12 protein-coding genes are annotated in these 19,172 nt (G+C 41.4%); 3 read left to right on the forward strand and 9 right to left on the reverse strand.

Annotation, left to right across the window (positions count from 1 at the left end; genetic code table 11):
- Positions 1-26: 26 nt before the first annotated feature.
- Positions 27-1,067, forward strand: coding sequence for a LacI family DNA-binding transcriptional regulator (locus H8S90_RS02715; RefSeq protein WP_187341074.1), 1,041 nt, complete (start codon positions 27-29; stop codon positions 1,065-1,067).
- A gap of 10 nt (positions 1,068-1,077) precedes the next feature.
- On the opposite strand, the gene uxaC is transcribed toward H8S90_RS02715, so the two are convergent.
- The 3 genes from uxaC to H8S90_RS02730 all read right to left on the reverse strand — a co-directional run bounded on the left by uxaC (position 1,078) and on the right by H8S90_RS02730 (position 4,581).
- Positions 1,078-2,481 (reverse strand): glucuronate isomerase, encoded by a 1,404-nt coding sequence (gene uxaC, locus H8S90_RS02720; protein WP_187341075.1) that lies wholly within the window; start codon positions 2,479-2,481, stop codon positions 1,078-1,080.
- 94 nt (positions 2,482-2,575) lie between these two features.
- Positions 2,576-3,745, reverse strand: a complete 1,170-nt coding sequence (gene uxuA / locus H8S90_RS02725) for a mannonate dehydratase (RefSeq protein WP_187341076.1) — start codon at positions 3,743-3,745, stop codon at positions 2,576-2,578.
- A 14-nt stretch (positions 3,746-3,759) separates the two neighbouring features.
- On the reverse strand, positions 3,760-4,581 hold the full coding sequence (locus H8S90_RS02730; RefSeq protein WP_187341077.1) for an SDR family oxidoreductase: 822 nt from the start codon (positions 4,579-4,581) through the stop codon (positions 3,760-3,762).
- 299 nt (positions 4,582-4,880) lie between these two features.
- Here H8S90_RS02730 and H8S90_RS02735 point away from each other — a divergent pair, with 299 nt between their 5' ends.
- Together H8S90_RS02735 and H8S90_RS02740 are read left to right on the forward strand one after the other, a co-directional pair.
- A complete protein-coding gene (locus H8S90_RS02735; protein ID WP_187341078.1) occupies positions 4,881-5,882 on the forward strand; it encodes a sugar kinase in 1,002 nt (333 codons plus the stop codon).
- 20 nt (positions 5,883-5,902) lie between these two features.
- The gene (locus H8S90_RS02740; RefSeq protein WP_187341079.1) at positions 5,903-6,577 is read left to right on the forward strand and encodes a bifunctional 4-hydroxy-2-oxoglutarate aldolase/2-dehydro-3-deoxy-phosphogluconate aldolase; all 675 of its coding nucleotides are present in this window, start codon (positions 5,903-5,905) and stop codon (positions 6,575-6,577) included.
- Here the strand turns inward: H8S90_RS02740 and H8S90_RS02745 are convergent.
- The 6 genes from H8S90_RS02745 to H8S90_RS02770 all read right to left on the reverse strand — a co-directional run bounded on the left by H8S90_RS02745 (position 6,531) and on the right by H8S90_RS02770 (position 19,171).
- Positions 6,531-7,952 carry a Gfo/Idh/MocA family protein gene (locus H8S90_RS02745; protein WP_255501779.1) on the reverse strand — a complete coding sequence of 474 codons (1,422 nt, stop codon included), beginning with the start codon at positions 7,950-7,952 and terminating at the stop codon, positions 6,531-6,533. The genes H8S90_RS02740 and H8S90_RS02745 overlap by 47 nt on opposite strands.
- Before the next feature lie 137 nt (positions 7,953-8,089).
- Positions 8,090-9,631, reverse strand: a complete 1,542-nt coding sequence (locus H8S90_RS02750; protein WP_187341080.1) for a RagB/SusD family nutrient uptake outer membrane protein — start codon at positions 9,629-9,631, stop codon at positions 8,090-8,092.
- A 21-nt stretch (positions 9,632-9,652) separates the two neighbouring features.
- Positions 9,653-12,670, reverse strand: a complete 3,018-nt coding sequence (locus tag H8S90_RS02755; RefSeq protein ID WP_255501780.1) for a TonB-dependent receptor — start codon at positions 12,668-12,670, stop codon at positions 9,653-9,655.
- A 524-nt stretch (positions 12,671-13,194) separates the two neighbouring features.
- A complete protein-coding gene (locus H8S90_RS02760; RefSeq protein ID WP_187341081.1) occupies positions 13,195-14,982 on the reverse strand; it encodes a RagB/SusD family nutrient uptake outer membrane protein in 1,788 nt (595 codons plus the stop codon).
- A gap of 24 nt (positions 14,983-15,006) precedes the next feature.
- Positions 15,007-18,105: a TonB-dependent receptor gene (locus H8S90_RS02765; RefSeq protein ID WP_187341082.1), complete on the reverse strand. Its 3,099-nt coding sequence runs from the start codon at positions 18,103-18,105 to the stop codon at positions 15,007-15,009.
- A gap of 271 nt (positions 18,106-18,376) precedes the next feature.
- A complete protein-coding gene (locus tag H8S90_RS02770) occupies positions 18,377-19,171 on the reverse strand; it encodes a response regulator (RefSeq protein ID WP_187341083.1) in 795 nt (264 codons plus the stop codon).
- Position 19,172: the final 1 nt, after the last annotated feature.

Here is a 19,172-nt window from a genome sequence, read left to right on the forward strand (position 1 = left end):
CGAAACAGCTATAGATTAGGAATATCATGACAAATAACAGTGTAACACTCCGAGACATTGCAAACGCGTTGAAATTATCAACGTCTACCGTTTCAAAGGCACTAAGAGATAGTTATGAGATTAGTGATAAAACAAAAAGAAAAGTTAACAGCTATGCAAAAAAGGTAGGTTATCAACCAAATACGATAGCTAAGAGTCTAAAAGAAGGTAAAAGCAGGTCGATAGGTGTTGTTATTTGTTCTATTGACAATACTTTTGTTTCACAAATGCTAAATGGCATAGATAGTGCCTGTAATGCCCGTGGTTACAGCATTATGATAATGCAGAGCAAAGAATCTCATGAGCAGGAAAAAAAATGCATAGAATTATTACAGGCTAGATCTATTGATGGGCTTTTGGTATCTCCTGCCTCTGAAACCACCAACGTTGATCATCTCAAAACATTTTTACATGCCGGCCTTCCTATTGTGCTATTTGATCGCTTTAATGATGAACTGGAAGTACCAAAAGTAAGTATCGATAATTTAGAGGCAGCTTATCAAGCTACTGAACATTTGATAAAAAATGGATACCATCGCATAGCCTTACTTCATAGTAATACGCTTTTAAACATCAATATCGAACGCCTTGAGGGTTATGAAAAAGCACTAAAACAACATCAAATTACTGTTAATCCCGATTATATAAAGCCTTGCGACTTTCAGAATTCAACTACGCTACAAAAAAGCATTGTAGAGGCTATTGAACAACTAATGGCTCTTCCCGCTCCTCCCAACGCTATACTAACTACAAGTGACCAAATCAGCACACAAAGCGTGGGTATCATTCGCAATTTAGGTTATAACATACCTGAAGACATCGCGCTAATTGGCTTTACCAACACCAACCTTGCTTCTTCTTTAAATCCTCCGTTAAGCACGATATATCAACCAGCAATAGCCATTGGTGAGCAAGCGGCGCTTAAACTTATTAATATGGTTGAGGGTAAAGACGATGATCCTCATCAGGTCATAAAGCTACACACAACACTCATCGAGCGAACATCAAGTAAGCCGAAGAATTTTTAAATTCTACCATTTATAATTCAAAATAGGATTTAGCATTATAATAACAAATATCCTGTATGATCTTGCCAGTCCATTCCAGATCATGGGGTAAAAGGCCATTTTTTATATCCTCGGCGAACATATTGCACAATAACCTTCTAAAATACTCGTGACGTGAATATGAGAGAAAACTTCTTGAATCTGTTAACATGCCTACAAAACAGGAAATCAGACCTATATTGGACAGGCTATTCATCTGATCAGTCATACCGTGCAGTTGATCCATAAACCACCATCCAGAACCAAACTGTATTTTCCCCCGGATTCCTTCAGATTGAAAATTACCTGTCATTGCAGCGAAAATATCGTTATCCGAACCATTAAGGTTATAAATAATAGTTTTTGCTAATACTTCTTTTTCCTCCAATGCATTTAAAAAAGCCGATAGGTTTACCGCCTGCGCATAATCACCTATTGAATCATACCCCGTATCTGCTCCAAGTTCAGCCAGCTTACGTGTATTGTTGTTTCGTAGTGCCCCTAAGTGAAACTGCTGCACCCAATTTTTAGCAGCATACATCCCGCATAAGGCATTTAACACGTACCCCGTAAACACCTCCTGAAATTCACTTGCTTTATTGTCATTCCCTTCAAGCACCTCCAGAAACACGCTTTCTATAGCACTAACAGAATACTTAATGGTAGGCATGTGCGAAAGGCCGTGATCCGCAATTCTACATCCTTTAGCATGGAAATAATCTACTCGTTGCTGCAAAGCAGCTAGTAAGCTACCCAAATCCTTAATAGCAATTGCTGAGACTTGTTCCAGATCGGATATATAAGCCCGATAAGTATCTCCTTTAGCAATATCAAAAACTTTATCTGGTCGAAAAGAAGGCAATATTTTCACATTGTAGGACGACTCGGCAATTACTTGATGATCAGTCAGGGAGGATAGCGGATCATCTGTGGTTCCCACCATCTCTACGTTGAAATTGTTCAGAAAGCCCTTCGGTGTAAAGGCTGCACCTTTTAGCTGTTCCCCCGTTGCACTGTAAACTTCATCCGCATTAGCCTCATTTAATAGTTCCTTAATCCCAAACGGATTTTTAAGCTCCATATGTGTCCAATGATACAGCGGATTCCTTAACGTATAGGGCACACATGCTGCCCATACCCTGAATTTCTCCAAGTCGGATGTGCTACCTGTAATAAATCGTTCTTCCACCCCCAAAACACGTTGAGCGCGCCACTTGTAATGATCTCCAGCTAGCCATAACTTAGTAATATTTTCGAAATTTTCATTTTTTGCTATCACATCAGGAGGAAGATGAGAATGATAATCTATGATCGGTAAATCCTTTGCATATTCATGAAATAATTGTTCAGCTATAGTTGACTGCAGTAGAAAATTATCATCGACAAAATTGGCCATAAATTAATTTTAAATAAATTGTTCGTTGTTTACTTATTATACCATCACCATTCCTCTTCAAATGAACGAAGTTCCTCTTGTTAAATTACCCCTATTAATAATCCCCAGTAATTCCCAGTTCAAGTCCTCTCAACTCTGCTAATCCTCTAAGCCTTCCAATAGCAGAATATCCAGGATTAGACACCTTGTTCAAATCGTCTAACATTTGATGACCGTGGTCTGGTCTAAAAGGTATCGGCTCCCGACGACGTTGATTTTCCTCACACAATATTTTCACCACCTCATACATATTTACATCCCCTCCTAAGTGATCGGCCTCATAAAAATTACCTTCCTTATCTTTCTTTACATTCCGTAAATGTGCAAAGTGTACCCTATGCTTTACCCCTTGCAACATATCGGGAACATCATTAGCTATACCAGCCCCCAAAGACCCTGTGCAAAAACAAATACCATTAAATTCTCTCGTTTCTTGATTTATAATAAAAAGAAGATCTTCTTTTGAGCTTACAATTCGTGGTAAACCCAATATTGGATAGGGAGGATCATCAGGATGAATAGTCATATGTATCCCTTTTTCCTCACAAACTCCAGCAATGTTTGAAAGAAAATAAAGTAGATTTTCTCGCAGCCCCTCCTTACCTATTGTTTTATAGATGTCTATACTGTCTTGCAAGTCTTCTAATCCAATCGGATCCTCAGAAGGAATTCCCATTAATACAACTTCGCTCAGTGCTTCCAGTTTTTCTGCGTCCATTGTTTGAAAGCGCTTTGCTGCTTTCTCCTGAATATTTTTAGGATAATCTTGTTTAGCACCTTCCCGCTGAAGTACATACCGATCAAAAATTGCCAAGTCCGTCCAGTCAAAATACAACGCTTTTGAACCATCTTTCATGACCAGATCAAGCTGCGTTCTTGTCCAATCCAATACGGGCATAAAATTATAACATACTGTTTTGATACCGCAATCGGCAAGGTTGCTGAGCGTTTGTCTGTAATTTTCCAAATATTGGTCAACATCTCCACGCTTTGTTTTAATCGCTTCGTGCACAGGAACACTTTCTACCACGGCCCAAGTAAGTCCTTCCTTCTCAATTAATTCTTTACGCTCTTTTATGTCTTCCAGAGGCCAAACAGCTCCGTGTGGAATGTGATGCAATGCTGTAACAATTGCGGCAGCGCCTGCTTGCTTAACATCTTGAAGAGAAACCGGGTCATTTGGACCATACCAACGCCAGCCTTGAAGTAATTTATTATTCGACATCTTTTGTTACTAATTTAAACCCCACAATATGCATTAAATCCGCCGTCTACCAAAATGCTCGTACCGTTTACAAAGGCTGATGCATCACTTAATAAGTATACAAGTGTGCCTTTCAACTCCTCAGGGAATCCCATTCTACCGTAAGGGGTTCCATCGATAAAACGTTGGGCCCTATCCGTATAAGAACCATCGGGATTCGTTAACAACGCACGGTTCTGTTCTGTCAAAAACACTCCCGGAGAAATTGCATTTACACGTACGCCATCACCATAACGTTGAGAAAGTTCTACAGACATCCATTTAGTAAAACCTTCGATAGCCGTTTTAGCCATGGTATACCCCAGCACCCGGGTAATTGGTCGGTGCGCAGACAGCGAGGAAATATTTACAATAGACCCCCTCCCTTTTTCAGCAATAACTTTCCCAAAAACGAAGGTAGGAATTACCGTTCCAAATAGATTAAGCTCAACAGCTTGCTTGGTATCTGCTATTTTCGCATCAAATAAGTTCTGCTCTGGCGCTATTGTTGCTCCCGGGATATTACCTCCAGCAGCATTCACCAGACCGTCAATAGTACCATATTTAGTCAATATCTCTTCCTTAGCTTGTATTAACTGTCCTTCATCCATGGCGTCGGCAAGCACGGCGATAGCCTCTCCCCCGATTGCCTCTATTTGCTCTACGCAAGCGGCAGCCCGGTCTCTATTACGTCCCATTACTACAACTTTTGCCCCTGCTTCTGCAACAGCTAAGGAAAAATGTTTGCCCAGTACTCCTGTCGCTCCGGTTATAATAATAACTTTATCTTTTAAAGAAAAAGAAGATATTACACTCATTGGTTTTTTATTTAGATTAAAATACGCTATTTCGACTTAGCACATACATGTTTACAAAATTTAAAGATATTATAATTGGCTCTCTAATTTCCATGCTCACTATTTGGTGATTTTTCATTCCATTTACCGAATAGCATCCACGTATGGCTATGGACTTTCAATTTTAATAAATAAAATGACTTTTTTTTTCTTTTTTGAGCAAATAATTTACGATATCGATTGCGTAATTTATATCTTGTTCTCTTTAGTAATAAATATTAAAATAGCTATTTTCGGCAAAACTAACCTTGATAGTAAAAATGAATATCAATTCAGATTCCTCAGTGGCCGTGTTTGGAGAGCTCCTTCTTAGGGTAAGCACCCAAACTGATAATTTTATAAATAGTGACAGGGGCATATCCATTTATGCTGGTGGTTCTGAAGCCAATGTTGCTTCTTCGTTAGCAGGAATGGGCACAAAGGTTTCCTATATAAGCTGTATTCCTGACAATCAACTTACTGGTCAAGCACTGAATGCACTCGAACAACGTGAGATTGATATTAGCAAATGTCTGTTCTCTGGCGATCGTCTGGGGTTATATTTTCTATTATCGGCCAATGGGTTAAGTAAAGGAGATGTTGTTTACGATCGTAAGTTTTCTTCCTTTAGTATGCTCAGAACTGGCATGATCGATTGGGATACGCTATTAGAGGGTCACTCTTGGTTTCATTGGACAGCATTAACTCCAGCGTTAAACGTACATTTAGTTGATGTTTGTCATGAGGCCTTATCGGTCGCAAAAAAAAAGGGTTTAACGATCTCTGTAGATCTAAATTACCGTAATAAATTGTGGAATTATGGTAAGCAACCCATTGATGTAATGCCAGATTTGGTATCTTATTGTGATGTGATTATGGGAAATATATGGGCTGCTAACACCATGTTAGGCACTCCTGTCGATACGTCTTTAGACAGAGATACTTCTAAGACAACCTATCTCGAGCACGCTACTGCTTCTGCAGAAGCAATATTTAAAAATTTCAGTCAGTGTAAACATATTGCATACACTTTCCGTTTTATGGATGCTCCAAACCACAACTTATTTTACGGGACCTACCATACCAAGCAAGCCAATTTCTTTTCCGAAACTTATGAGACCCAACGGGTAATTGATCGTATTGGAAGTGGCGACGCCTTTATGGGTGGTCTTATACACGCCTTGACTACGCACAAAAGCGATCAGCAAGTTGTAGATATGGCCACTTCTGCTGGCTTTAAAAAGCTATTTGTTAAAGGGGATTTAGGCGACGGCAGTTATTAGTTATGAATTAAAATATAGAAATGAAAACCATACAAGAAAGTATTGAGCATATAAAAAGATTCCCGGTTATTCCAGTTTATTATAACGACGATCCTCAAACCTGTATAGCGATTCTGGACGCTTGTTATCAAGGTGGTATTCGTGTGTTTGAATTTGTTAACAGAGGAACTCGAGCGTTGGCAAATTTCGAACAACTTAAAAGTTATCGAGATGAACATTTACCCACTTTACAGCTAGGTATCGGCACGATTAAGCAAGCAGATACAGCGGCTGAATACCTGGAACTAGGTGCAGACTTCATCGTCAGTCCAATTATAAATCCTTCCATAGCATCCATAACACTGCAGAAAAACATCTTATGGATACCGGGCTGCATGACACCTACTGAGATTCATAAAGCGGAAGAACTTGGAGCACCACTAGTAAAACTCTTTCCAGGGAGCACCTTAGGACCCGACTTCTTAAAAGCCATAAAGCCTTTGTTTAGAGATATGCTCTTTATGCCTACTGGAGGCGTTAACCCTGATCAACTTAGTATATCAAAGTGGTTTGACGCAGGGGTTAGTGCCGTCGGAATGGGGTCTAAACTATTTGAGCCTCCCGCAGACGCAAAAGACTACAATTGGCTAACCGCCAAATGTCAGGAAGTTATGCGTTTTTCACCCGTCTCATCTTTACGGGGTCCCAGTGCATAATTTGTTTTTCGTATAAACTGAGATTAGCGGCAAGCGCTGGGGCTGCTGTTCTCAATGCAAACGTCGGGCCTTCTACGGTATCTTCATTGGTACGTATCGCATTAAACCAATTCTCCAGATGGTCAACACGCATATCGTAACCACGGGGAGCTTCGAATATGAGCTCGCCCACCGGTGATACCCGAGGTTTCACGTCCTTGTATTTTTGGTTGTATTCTTTCACAAATTGCTCCTGTATTTTTTCGGGAAACGTATCGAACGTATCCCATCCACCGTATCCAGGCGCTTCTGGCAGCTGCTTATTTACCACTTTAACACTATAATCATTTAACACCATTTCTCCTTCCGAACCTACGAGACGCATGCGATCGCCCCCACCGGAACCATCAATAAAATTCACTCTTAGCGAGAGGTTAAAGGCCGGATGCTGATCGGTTTCCGGATAGTCAAACAAGCCCAACATCAAATCAGCCACATCTCTTCCGTCCTTCCAATAATTTAAGCCTCCGCTAGCATAAATTCTATTAGGTCCAACTGAACTCGTAATGGTATGTAGTCTGGTAAACAGGTGAACAAATAGATCGCCAGCCATGCCGGTGCCATAATCTTGATAATTACGCCATCTGAAAAAACGTACCGGGTCAAAGGGCAGATCGGTTACACCACCTTGAAACGTCTTCCAATCGCAAGTTATCTCAGAAGCATCAGGTGGTATAGAATATTGCCATGCTCCTTTTGGGTCAAAACGATCGGTATAGACCTCCACAAAATTTAATTGTCCTATCGCTCCATTTTCAAACAGTTCTTTCGCTTTATGTATCACGATTGAGCTGGCCCACTGACTCCCCACCTGGAAAGCTACTTTTGTATCCTTATGAACCCTCACAATTTCCTCTCCCTCTTCGATTTCTTTTACCATTGGCTTTTCGCAATAAACTGCCTTACCTTTTTTCATAGCCTCAATGGCCTGTCGAGCATGCCAATGGTCGGGCGTCGAAATAATCACCGCGTCAACAGAGGGGTCGTCTAAAATCTCTTCGTAATTTCGCTTACCCTTCACTTGCGCACCATACAACTCCTTTAAACGTATCAAATGCCCATCATAACAATCAGCCCCTGCTACCAATTCTACACCATCAGTCTTTAACCCAGCGTCAAGGTTTCCAAAACCCATAATCCCTAAACCTATTGCCGCAACATTGATCCGATCATTCGCAGGCACCTTACCTCGTCGTTTTAGTAGCTGAACATTTTTACCCTCAATAGTTGCCGCTTCCGCTAATACTGTTGGAGCAGAGGCGGCTATTATCGCAGATCCACCTAATTGCTTAATAAATTTCCTCCGTGAATGGTTTTTCTCTGCCTTAGACATCATTTATATCAGTTTAAAATCATCTAAAACTACAAATTATTATGATAATTCGTATGGCTAAATTACAAACAGCCCCTTCCGGTATTCAATTTTCCTATCTGTACCCAGCACTCGTTCAGTTATCGACACCTACCAATCTTTTAGTACCCTGGGTTCTGGGTTAAATTTTGGTTATTCAACACTTCCACTTGTGGCAATGGAAGACGGATGTGCTTACCTACTTCGAAGTTATTGAAGTCTGGATCCCGTCTAGCTACCTCTGCCACCGCATCTTCCGTATCTAAATCGCCCCACCTTTTGAGGTCTGCCCAACGTACACTTTCTCCGCATAATTCCAACACACGTTCCGTTTTCAACCGCTCCTTAAATGCTTCCTGGCTGGCCAATGCCGCACCATGGTTTTCCATTAATTGCGGTAAACCCACTCTATTTCGCACCTCATCAACATAAACCACTGCCTCAGCTGTATTACCCAGCTCATTCAATACTTCTGCATACATTAACAAGATATCGGCATAGCGCACCAGGCGAAAATTATTCTGTGCATAATAATCCTCATTATCCCGGTAATAATCACGGGCATATTTTCTAAACCACGCCTCGTCTGCATCCCAGTCCCACGCTCTACCATATACTCGATCACCAAAATCAGCTTCCAAGTCGGGATAAAACAAGGTATGGCGCAGCCTCGGGTCAAGCTCACCAGCAGTGGTGTTCTCCTCTTTAAATACCTCTACCATCCAATATCTTGCTTGACCATCAGACCATCCAATACTTCTCGGCGCTAAAAATTGTTGCCGGTGGCTACTCATCATCTGTGCGGGGCCATCGCCATCTTCCGGCGTCTTATGCTCATCAGAGAATTGAATTTCAAATACCGATTCGCTGTTATTCTCATTTAAATGTGTAAAGTTATCTTCATAATTGGCGATCAAACTATAATTCCCCGCGCCCTCCCCGGTGAAGAAATAGTCTAAGGCCATTTTTGCTTCCTGCCATTTGTGCTGCTGCATATACGTTCTGGCGAGATAAGCGTTTACCGCACCCTTCGTGGGCCTTCCAATATTGGCATCATCCCAGGTTACCGGTAATAATTCCAGCGCCTCCGTCAAATCCTGTTCTACCTGCGCCCATACCTCGGTAAGCGTATTTTGAAGCGGTAGGTCGTCCGGTTCAGACGAATGTAATACCAGTGGCACATTTTCCCAAAGTAAGGCTGCGTAATAATAATGAAAGGCGCGCAGGAATTTCGCTTGCCCTAGGATCCTATTTTTTTCCTCTTCATCTGCAAATTCGATTTCCGGCACATTATCCAATACCTGATTGCATCTGAATATGGACTTATAAGTATCCTTCCAAGTAAATACATTTCCTTCGCCAAAATTATAGTTGATGTACTGAAAGCGGGTCCAATCGGCCAATTCTACCCAAGGGCTTCTACTAAAACCTTCGTCGGATGTAAGGTCTAAACGAAAATACATCCATCTAGCCCAGAGTCCGGGCTTATAAAACATCGCATATATGGAGTTGACCCCTCTACGTGCGTCTTCCTCCGATTGCCAAAAAACATCTTCTGTAGGTGTGTTTGGGTTTTCAATATTTAGCAGATCTTTCTTGCAACCGCTAAAGGCGATTATTAACAAAAAAGCTATCGTGACAGTTTTATGTGGTATCGATTCCATAGTGTATTTCCCTCAATTTAATTAAAAGCCAAACTGCAAGCCCAAAGAATAGGTTTTTAAGTTCGGAAAACTAAAATTATCAAAGCCCCGTTCGTAGATACTAGGGTTATTGAACTCAGGATCCAAACCTTGATATTTCGTAAACGTCAGGAGGTTTTGTCCTGATAAAGTAACCTGTCCTCGTTCAAAACCTATTTTTTTTATCAGGTCGACTGGCAGGGTATATGACAGACTGATGTATTTTAACCGCAGAAAGCTCCCGTTCTCCAGCCATCTATCGGTATCTCCACGAGCATTCAACGTAGACCCGTAATACATTCTCGGAACATCGGTGTTTGGATTTTCAGGTGTCCAAGGCTGAATACCTGCACGATAATTGGAATTATCATCAAAACGATCCACCACACTATGATAACCGTTATATACGGTGGCACCAAAAGCTCCAAACCAATTCATCGTTAACGCAAAATCCTTATAAGAAGCGCCCATGTTCAATCCAAGTTCTACATCCGACCAAGGAGAGCCCACTACTACCTTATCATCGTTGGTGATCTGTCCGTCACCGTTATTATCTTTATACCGGATATCTCCGGGTTGCGCACTGGGTTGAATTACTCGACCGGCCTCATTGGTATAATTATTAACTTCTTCTTCCGACTGAAAAAGGCCATCTGTTTCCAGTACAAACCACATTCCGGCAGGCTGTCCGATTTGGGTCACCGTATTACCTACGAAAATATTATTCCTGCCGTAACCCAACGCGGTTACTTTATTTCTCAAGGTCGTAATGTTGGCATTTACGTAGTAATTAAACACCTTGCTGCTCTCATTATATCCCAAAGAAAGCTCCACTCCGGTGTTTTTCAAATTTGCCGCATTGGCAATGGGCGGATCTCCATCATGCCCTGTCGTGAGCGCAATAGGCATAGCCGTTAACACATCTTTTGTGTCTGAAATAAAATACTCGGCGGTGAGGGTAAGTTTGTTATTCAAAAGACTGGCATCCATCCCAAAATTCTTCTGGATCAAGGTTTCCCAACGCAGGTTTGGGTTTACCAGTGCGACCTTAATCGCACCAGGCGAAATCAGCTGGTCGCGTCCCATGGCAATAGTAGAAAAGGTGTTAATAACCGATAGATAATCCCAATAACCTATATTACTATTTCCCAGTTCACCGTAACTTGCCCGCACTTTTAAATCATCTATCCAAGACACATCAAAAAACTTCTCGTTGCTTAAACGCCAAGCTCCCGAAAGAGAGGGAAAATTCCCCCATTGATTATCCCGTCCTAGCCTCGAACTTCCATCTCTGCGCACCACACCATTCACCAGAAAACGATTATCATAATTATACTCTACACGAGCCAAATAAGAAAGAATGATTGCCTCTTCCCTAAAACCGCCTGTCTGTGGTTCATTTCCTTGATCAAGTTCACTGTAATAACCTCCCCTTCCGTCGGGAACGAGATTTCTTTTCATCCCCGAAATCTGCGCATAAAGATCTCTTTGATAAGTCTGCCCTACTACTGCATTTATGCTGTGCTTACCAAACTCTTTATTAAAGGTGAGCGTATTCTCAATCAAAGTCGACTGAAACCGCCCCCGATATTCGTCGGCGATAGACGGTTGAAAATCCTGGTTGAGCGACCAATTGCCTTCTTTACGCAGGTGTGCATAATGGTCACTACTGGTTTCATATCCCAAATTAAAACGGTAAGTGAGGAACGAAACCGGTTTTAATTCCGACCAGACGTTGCCCCGTATCCGCAAATTCTCGTTATAACTATCGTCCAGATCAGCTAAAGCTACAGGATTGCTACCAAAAGTACGTCCCCTGCGTTCATGACCATAGCCGTAGCCGCCCGGGTTATTGGCGTCATATATAGGAATAGTTGGTAATAAGCGCACCACGTCTGCATAAGGGTTTCCAGACATTTCATCGCTTCTAGCATTGCTAATGGCAAGATTTTCTCCGATACTGAAAATACCTTTCGTACCTTGAGTATTCACCCTGAAACTAATACGATCAAAATCTGTACTGATTACGGCGCCTTTATTGCCAAAGTAGTTGCCGGATACGAGATAACTTCCACTTTCACCTCCTCCAGAGAACATCATATTATAGTCCTGCATATTACCTGTCTGAAAAGCTGCATTTTGCCAATCCGTTTCCTGGCTAAGGTCCAGCTCTTGTCGATTCTCTCCCGCATTATCATAAGCCGTAAAGTTAAGTCGGGCAAATTCTTCTGTTCGTGCTAACTTATACCGCGGGGTGGTTTGCACGCTACTCGTCCCGGAGAACTCTACTTTCATCGGTCCCTTAGCTCCTTTCTTTGTTGTAATGATGATAACGCCATTTGCTGCCCGTGACCCATATATGGCAGCCGCGGACGCATCTTTGAGTACTTGAACGGATTCTATATCATTGGGATTAAAATCACGATTAGCTGTACTGATCATCCCGTCAATTACGTATAAGGGATTGGTACCACTAAAATTTTTCAACCCTCTGATCTCTACTTTAGCTTCTGACCCCGGACTGCCACTGCTCCTGACGTTCACACCGGAAGCTAAACCCTGCAATGCCTCACCCATGGTTGTCGTTTGTCTTTTTGTTAATTCAGAAGTATTCACCACAGAAACAGCTCCGGTCAGATCCCGTTTTTGCTGTGTGCCATACCCCACTACAACGACTTCGTCCAACGCATTTTCTTCTGGTCGTAAAGTAACGTTAATCACAGACTGCCCCTTTACAGGAACTTCCTGTGTAGCGTAACTTACGTAAGAAAAAACCAAAATGGCCGACGTATCCGCGATGTTTATTTCATACCTTCCATTTTCATCTGTGGAGACTGCCGTAGAAGTATTCTTAAGCTTTACGCTTACTGCTGGAATGACAGCTCCCTGTTCATCCTTAACAATTCCAGAAACAAGGTCTTGTGCAGACGCTATGTTTACAGAAAAAGACATTAAAAGCCCCAAAAGCAGTATACCTAAAAGCATGAAAGCTTGTTTTGCTACGATTCGTGCATGCATCATAAGTTTTTTGGTTAGTGATTTGTTCGCAAAGACCCCCTCAAGGCTCTAATACTTATTCAAAGGTAGGTGAAGGCATCAAACGATAGTTAAATCGATAGTATCAATATTTCAGCAAATTGTTTCATTTAACTATTTCAGACGGGTACTGCTGTGCATCCGGTATTAAATGAGCCATGTGGAGGCTTTTTAGGATATTAAAGCTCATCAAAACTAGAATAAAAGTAATAGTAAACTTATATTGAATAAAGAAAGATATTACTTTTAACCGTATTTCCATCGTAAATATACCGTAAATTTACCGTATATAATACGGTAAATTTACGGTTAAGAAACGATCAATAAACGGTCAATAGTACCTTCTTTTGTGAATCTTTATAATTTCTTTCTTATTTTAATTGTATTTTATTATCATAAATAGCCGCTATTCGGTAGATCTCAACTGACAGCTCGAGACTGTCTTTTCAGTCAGATGCCCACGAACAATTTTCTTGCCGCGTAGGCATCTGACTTACAGATTTCTATATCTACCAATTTGGGTTTTGCACAATGGTAGGCGTTCTGTTAATTTCGGTTTGGGGTATCGGCCACAAATAATGACGATTTCGATCAAAAACCCTTCTCTTCAAAAATACACGCTCGTAGAAAATATCATCCTGTAAATTTGTACCCTCACCGATATTCAGCCTATAGAAATTTTTATTATCGGTGGCCTCAGCAATTTTCCATCTTCTTGTGTCAAAGTAACGATGCGTTTCAAAAGCTAGCTCAATTCTTCTTTCATGTCGAATGTGCTCCCGCATTTGATCTTGACTTAAACCACTTTCTAAATCAGGAAGCCCAGCTCGGTTACGTATAGCGTTCACATGATCATACACATCCTGTACAGGTCCTTGTGCTTCGTTTAACGCTTCGGCATAATTGAGGTATTGTTCGCCCAATCGGAAATAAATCCACGTCTTATGAGTAAAGCGTCCTTGTGGAATATTTACTGTTTCATCAGAGAATTTTTTCATTAAGTATCCTGTAGCAGTATAATCCGGACCTCCCTTTGCGCGGCCATCTATTCCTGTATTCCAAAACTCTATTCTACGACCTCGCCAATTGGCACCACTGTAATTAATACTAGCATAAAAGCGCGGTTCTCTACCCACATACATATTTCTTATACCATCGGGATGATAACCGTTTGGGTGAGCCTGCGTTGCATAACCCGTTTCCTGATACCCTGATGATGGATCAATGATTGGCTGACCTTCTCCGTTATAACCGGAAATCGGTGTAGAGCCGTCGTCCATTTGATAGGCATCTATCAATTCCTGGCTAGGACAATAACCAGACCATCCGCCCATCCCATTTGGACTAGTTGCACGTTCCTGATGATCCCAATTGGCCTGTAATCTGGCAAAAAGCACTTCGGAATTAAAGCGATTCAGAAACAGTTCCTGATAAGAACGTACCGGATCGCCATTAGCTGCTCTATAAAGCTGTGCACCAACCGCGTTTGCCTCATCAATACAAGCCTTTGCTGCATCTGCAGCGACTTGCCATCGCGAAGCGTCATATGTTGGAAAGAGCCGTTCTCCATCGGTTCCCAGAAAATCTGAATAATCAGTATTGCCATTCCATAAAGGGCTCGCCATATACAATAATGCTCTTGCTTTAAGTGCAAGCGCAGCCGCTTTTGTTGGTCGTCCATATTTATCAGAAGTAAGCGTTGCCGGCAATAAGGCTGCGGCAGCATCACATTGTGCAGCGACGAAAGCAACGCATTGCTCTATTGGCATTCTTCGAATCTCGGAATAATCGTCTTCAGCAGTATACGCCTTATCTACTATAGGTATCGGGCCATGCGCGCGCATCTGCCAAAAGTGAAAAAATGCTCTTAAAAAGGTTGCCTCTCCTATCCATATATTCTTATCAGCTTCCGCCATTGGTGTTAAATGGATATTATCCAAAAAAATAGATGCCTTCCGAATACCCTCCCAATTGAAGCGCCATATATTTTCTTCAACATTAGTGGGATTCCATGCGCCTGCAGTCATCTGATGGGCAAAAGGGTAGGTCCATGTAATTTCCATCTCATCGGCTGCGCCAACGAATGGATTTCTCCCCCACCAATCGTTAAAACTGATTTCTTCGGGAAGATTAAAGTAAGCAGATGTCAACCATCGCTCGGCATATTGACGTTCGGCAAATACCTGATCTAGCGTCATGTCTTCATCTGGTTCCTTATCCAGAAAATCTTTTTTGCAAGCGGTAGGAAAAAGCAAGCAAAAGGCGAACAACACCATATATAATATATTGACTTTCATATTATTAAATTTTACACCAACTACTTATTTAAAATTAACCTGAACACCAAAATTGAGCGTACGCTGTAACGGATATTGTCCCGTTCCATTATTGGATTCAGGATCTATAACTTTTACTTTGTCCCATGTATATAGATTGATACCATTAATAAATAATCGTAGCGCATTCATACCCAAACGTCCTACTAGTTGCTCGTGAAAGGTATAAGCAAATTCAGCATTTTTTAAACGTAGGTAACTGCCATCAAACATATAGGTAGTGTTTGTTCTAAAGTTATTCTGGTTTACACCATCCGTAACCGCGGGATATCTCGCCCCGGGTGTTTCTGGCGTCCATCGATTATCATAATATTCACGCAACATATTGTGCGACCCGATACCATCCAAAAAAGGGTACATGGTATTGCCATCCAGAAAAATACTGGTCCTTGCTGCACCTTGAAAGAAAAGTGTTAGATCAAAATTTTTATAGGCAATTGTTCCTCCAAAACCATACATAATCTGTGGTGTACGTGGCAATCCGATAGGTACTCTGTCGAAATCATCTATTACTCCATCACCATTAACATCACGGTAGCGAATATCTCCGGGGCGCACAATAGAAGCAAATGTTTGCGTAGGGTTACGATCAATTTCGTCCTGATTTTGAAAAATGCCTTCAGCTATCAGTCCAAAAGGTTGATCAATTGGATGACCTTTTGCTGACTGGTATTGCCAACGGAATGGAGGTTCGTCATTTTCGATAATTTCATTTTTAGCATAGGTGAAATTTCCTCGGAAAGAATAAAAAAGTCCTTTTTGTGTCGTATGTCTAGCTTCTAACATACCATCGATACCACGGTTTTTAGCCTTTCCTAAATTGCCATAAGGCACTACCCAGGGATAGAATCCGGTAACAAAAGGAATTTGTTGTCTTTGAATAAGTATACCTTCTCTATTTTCGCGGAATGCATCTACCTGCAAAGTTATTTGACTATTAAATAATTCTAGATCGACACCAAGATTAGACTTTGTTGCCACTTCCCAAGTAACATTTGGGTTTCCCATTTGTAACTCATCTATGCCTGCCCAATGGATAAAGCCATCTCCAAAATGATAAGATTGTGCGTCTCTGGCATTAACCGTGGTCAGATAAAGATACCTTCTATTAGGGTCTCCTATCTGGTCATTCCCCGCTTGCCCATAAGACCCTCTTAATTTCAGGTGGTTGATAACATTCAGATTCCAAAATTTTTCGTTAGAAGCAACCCAACCTGCCGACACAGACGGAAAGAAACCAAAACGTTGTCCCTTAGGAAAGTTTTCCGACCCATTATAACCCACGTTAAACTCTGCAAGATATTTGTCGTCATAGCCATAGGTTAAACGACCGGAGACCCCTTGCCTCCTATATGGCAAATTTAAGATGGAACTACTCGCTGTAATATTGATATAATCCCGTTGATTGTATAGTGCCATTCCTGTCAGCGAATGCTTACCGAACGTTCGATCGTAATTCGCAATCAACTCATAATAGATTGCGCGATTCGCATTATTTGACACATCGTAACCCAAAGGCGTAGCCTCTCTGTGCACCTGATATCTTTCTTCTCCCGTTTCAGGGTTTATACCAAGAAATTGTTTTACCTCAAAACTCTTATTCCTATTATTTGTCCCATGATAATAATGATCATATGCAAAACGCGCATTTAAAGAAAGCCCTTTCGTAACGACCTCTGATAAGTCCCATTTCCCGGAGAAGGTACCTTGTACGGTATTTCTATTTTGTACAGCATAACCCGACTGCGTTACCATCGCCCATGGGTTAGAACCCAAAAAGGCCAGGATACCCCCTGGACTACCATCTGGATTTTGTTTTGGAAATGTTAAGGGGGGTGTCTGGCGGAGTGCATTAAATAACGTTTGAGCTGCATGTCCAGGGTAATTTCCCTGTTGAATAATGCCACCAACGCCTAATTCTACTATGAGGTTATTCGTCACGTTGATATCAACATTCGAACGAAAATTGTAACGTTTCATATTGGCATTGGTGTTGTACAAGTTACTTGCATCATTCTTCCAAATACCATTTTGCTCGGTATACCCAACATTAGTGTAATATCGAATAATATCATTCCCACCGGTAACATTTAAGTTGTTTATGGTTTGATAGGTGGTCTTACGCATGATCTCTTCCGTCCAGTCAACATTCGGGTAAAAATAAGGATCGCTCCCATCGGCAAACTTCTGAATCTCTTCATTCGTCCACCTCGGGGTTTGCCCAACATTTCCCAGTCCCTCATTCATTAAGCCTGCGTATTCCGTAGCATTAATATAGTTAGGTAGCCTCAATGCTGTCAACTGAGCCGTTTCAGATCGAAAAGTCACTTTCGGCCTCCCTTGCACCCCTTTCCTTGTATTGATTAGGATTACACCATTTGCTCCACGGACGCCATAAACAGCGGTAGCCGAAGCATCTTTAAGAATCGAAAAGCTCTCTATTTCCTGTGCATTCAGCTGGTTCAGATCACGCTCCACCCCATCAATCAATACGAGCGGCGCTCTATTTACCCAAGTGCCCATTCCCCGAATAAATACTTGGGCCTGGTCATACCCAGGTTCACCACTAGACTGCCTCGTAATAATCCCCGGAAGACGTCCACCTAAAGCATTCGATAACGATGGAGCCGCCGATTGTTCTAACTGGCGTGTCGAAACGGTAGATATTGCTCCGGTTACACTAACTTTTCGTTGTGTACCAAATCCTACCACAGCAACCTCTTCCAGTTTCATCTGTTCTTCATCAACAGCTAATTTGAACGCTCTATTGCGTTCGCTCCCGGCAACAACTTCCAAGGTGTGGTAACCGATAAAGCTGATCTGTAGCAACTGATCTGGATTATCTATTTCCAGGAGAAATTTTCCATCAACATCTGTTACGATACCCTTAGTGGTGTCCTTAATTTTAACTGATGCTCCTGGCAAGGGTTCTCCACGTTCATCATGCACCACGCCAGTCAATACATGTTGAGCATGTGCTGCATTAATAAATAGCACAGTAAGTAGGGAGAGTAAACTAAAACCCCTACAAAATTTCACCCAATGGCGGTTTACCAAAAAGCGAAAGGGTAACTTTTTAATCATATAATTGATCTTTAGGTTAACTAATAGGCCCTAAACGGAAAGAGATTAAGGCCTTGGTTTATAATCATTTCTAAAGTAGAGATTTCCCGAAACCATCGATAACGCTTGTGTATCAATGTTTCATCAATTTGTATCAATTATATTACAAAAAAATTGCGGGTGTTACAGTGTGTAAAATGTGGTCAAAAAACGGGCTGAAGTCTTTCTGCGGAGTATTTAGAAAAAGACAATGAATATTAAAATGAATTAGCAATTTACGTATAGGTGAGCATTACCTTTTCCGTAGCGTTTCCAAATACTCTGAAGGAGACATACCGAATTGCTTATGGAAATTGCGCCCAAAATGGGTTTGTGAACTATAGCCCACCATTTCAGCAATCTCATAAATTTTATAGTGGCCTTCCGCTAACAATTCGGCAGATCTTTTTAACCTGGCAATATTGATCAATTCATTGGGTGTTAGGTCTGATATGCCTTTAATTTTCCGGTACAAAGTAGGTCTACTCATACATAATAAATCTGCCAAATGTTCTACATCGAGTTCAGGATTCTCTAGATGTTGATGAATGGCTTGATTTAACTTTTCCAGAAACAGCTCATCCGCTTTTGAATGGGCCATCGATTTTATATGTGCTAGGGGAGTAGAAGAAAAATACGCTCTAATCTTATCACGATTGGCCAATAAGTTGGCTATCTGTACCTGTAAATACTCAGGTGAAAAAGGCTTCTCGATATAGGCGTCGGCTCCAAATTCAAGCCCTTGAATTTTTGATTGCATGGTGTTTTTAGCGGTTAACAACACTACCGGAATATGGCAATATTCTATAGTTGATTTAATCGCTTTACATAACTCATAGCCATCCATTACGGGCATCATGATATCGCTAACAATTAATTGAACACTTTCATCCGCTAAAAGGGCCAATGCCTCCTTCCCATCATACGCGGTAAACACCTGGTATTGATCCTGCAGATCATCCGCCAGAAATTCCAATATATCATCATGATCATCTACCAAGAGAACATGGGGTTTAGTAGCAACAGTGGGTTGTAAAGCAGAAATCATA

It is taken from the genome of Olivibacter sp. SDN3, from assembly GCF_014334135.1.
GTDB lineage: Bacteria > Bacteroidota > Bacteroidia > Sphingobacteriales > Sphingobacteriaceae > Olivibacter.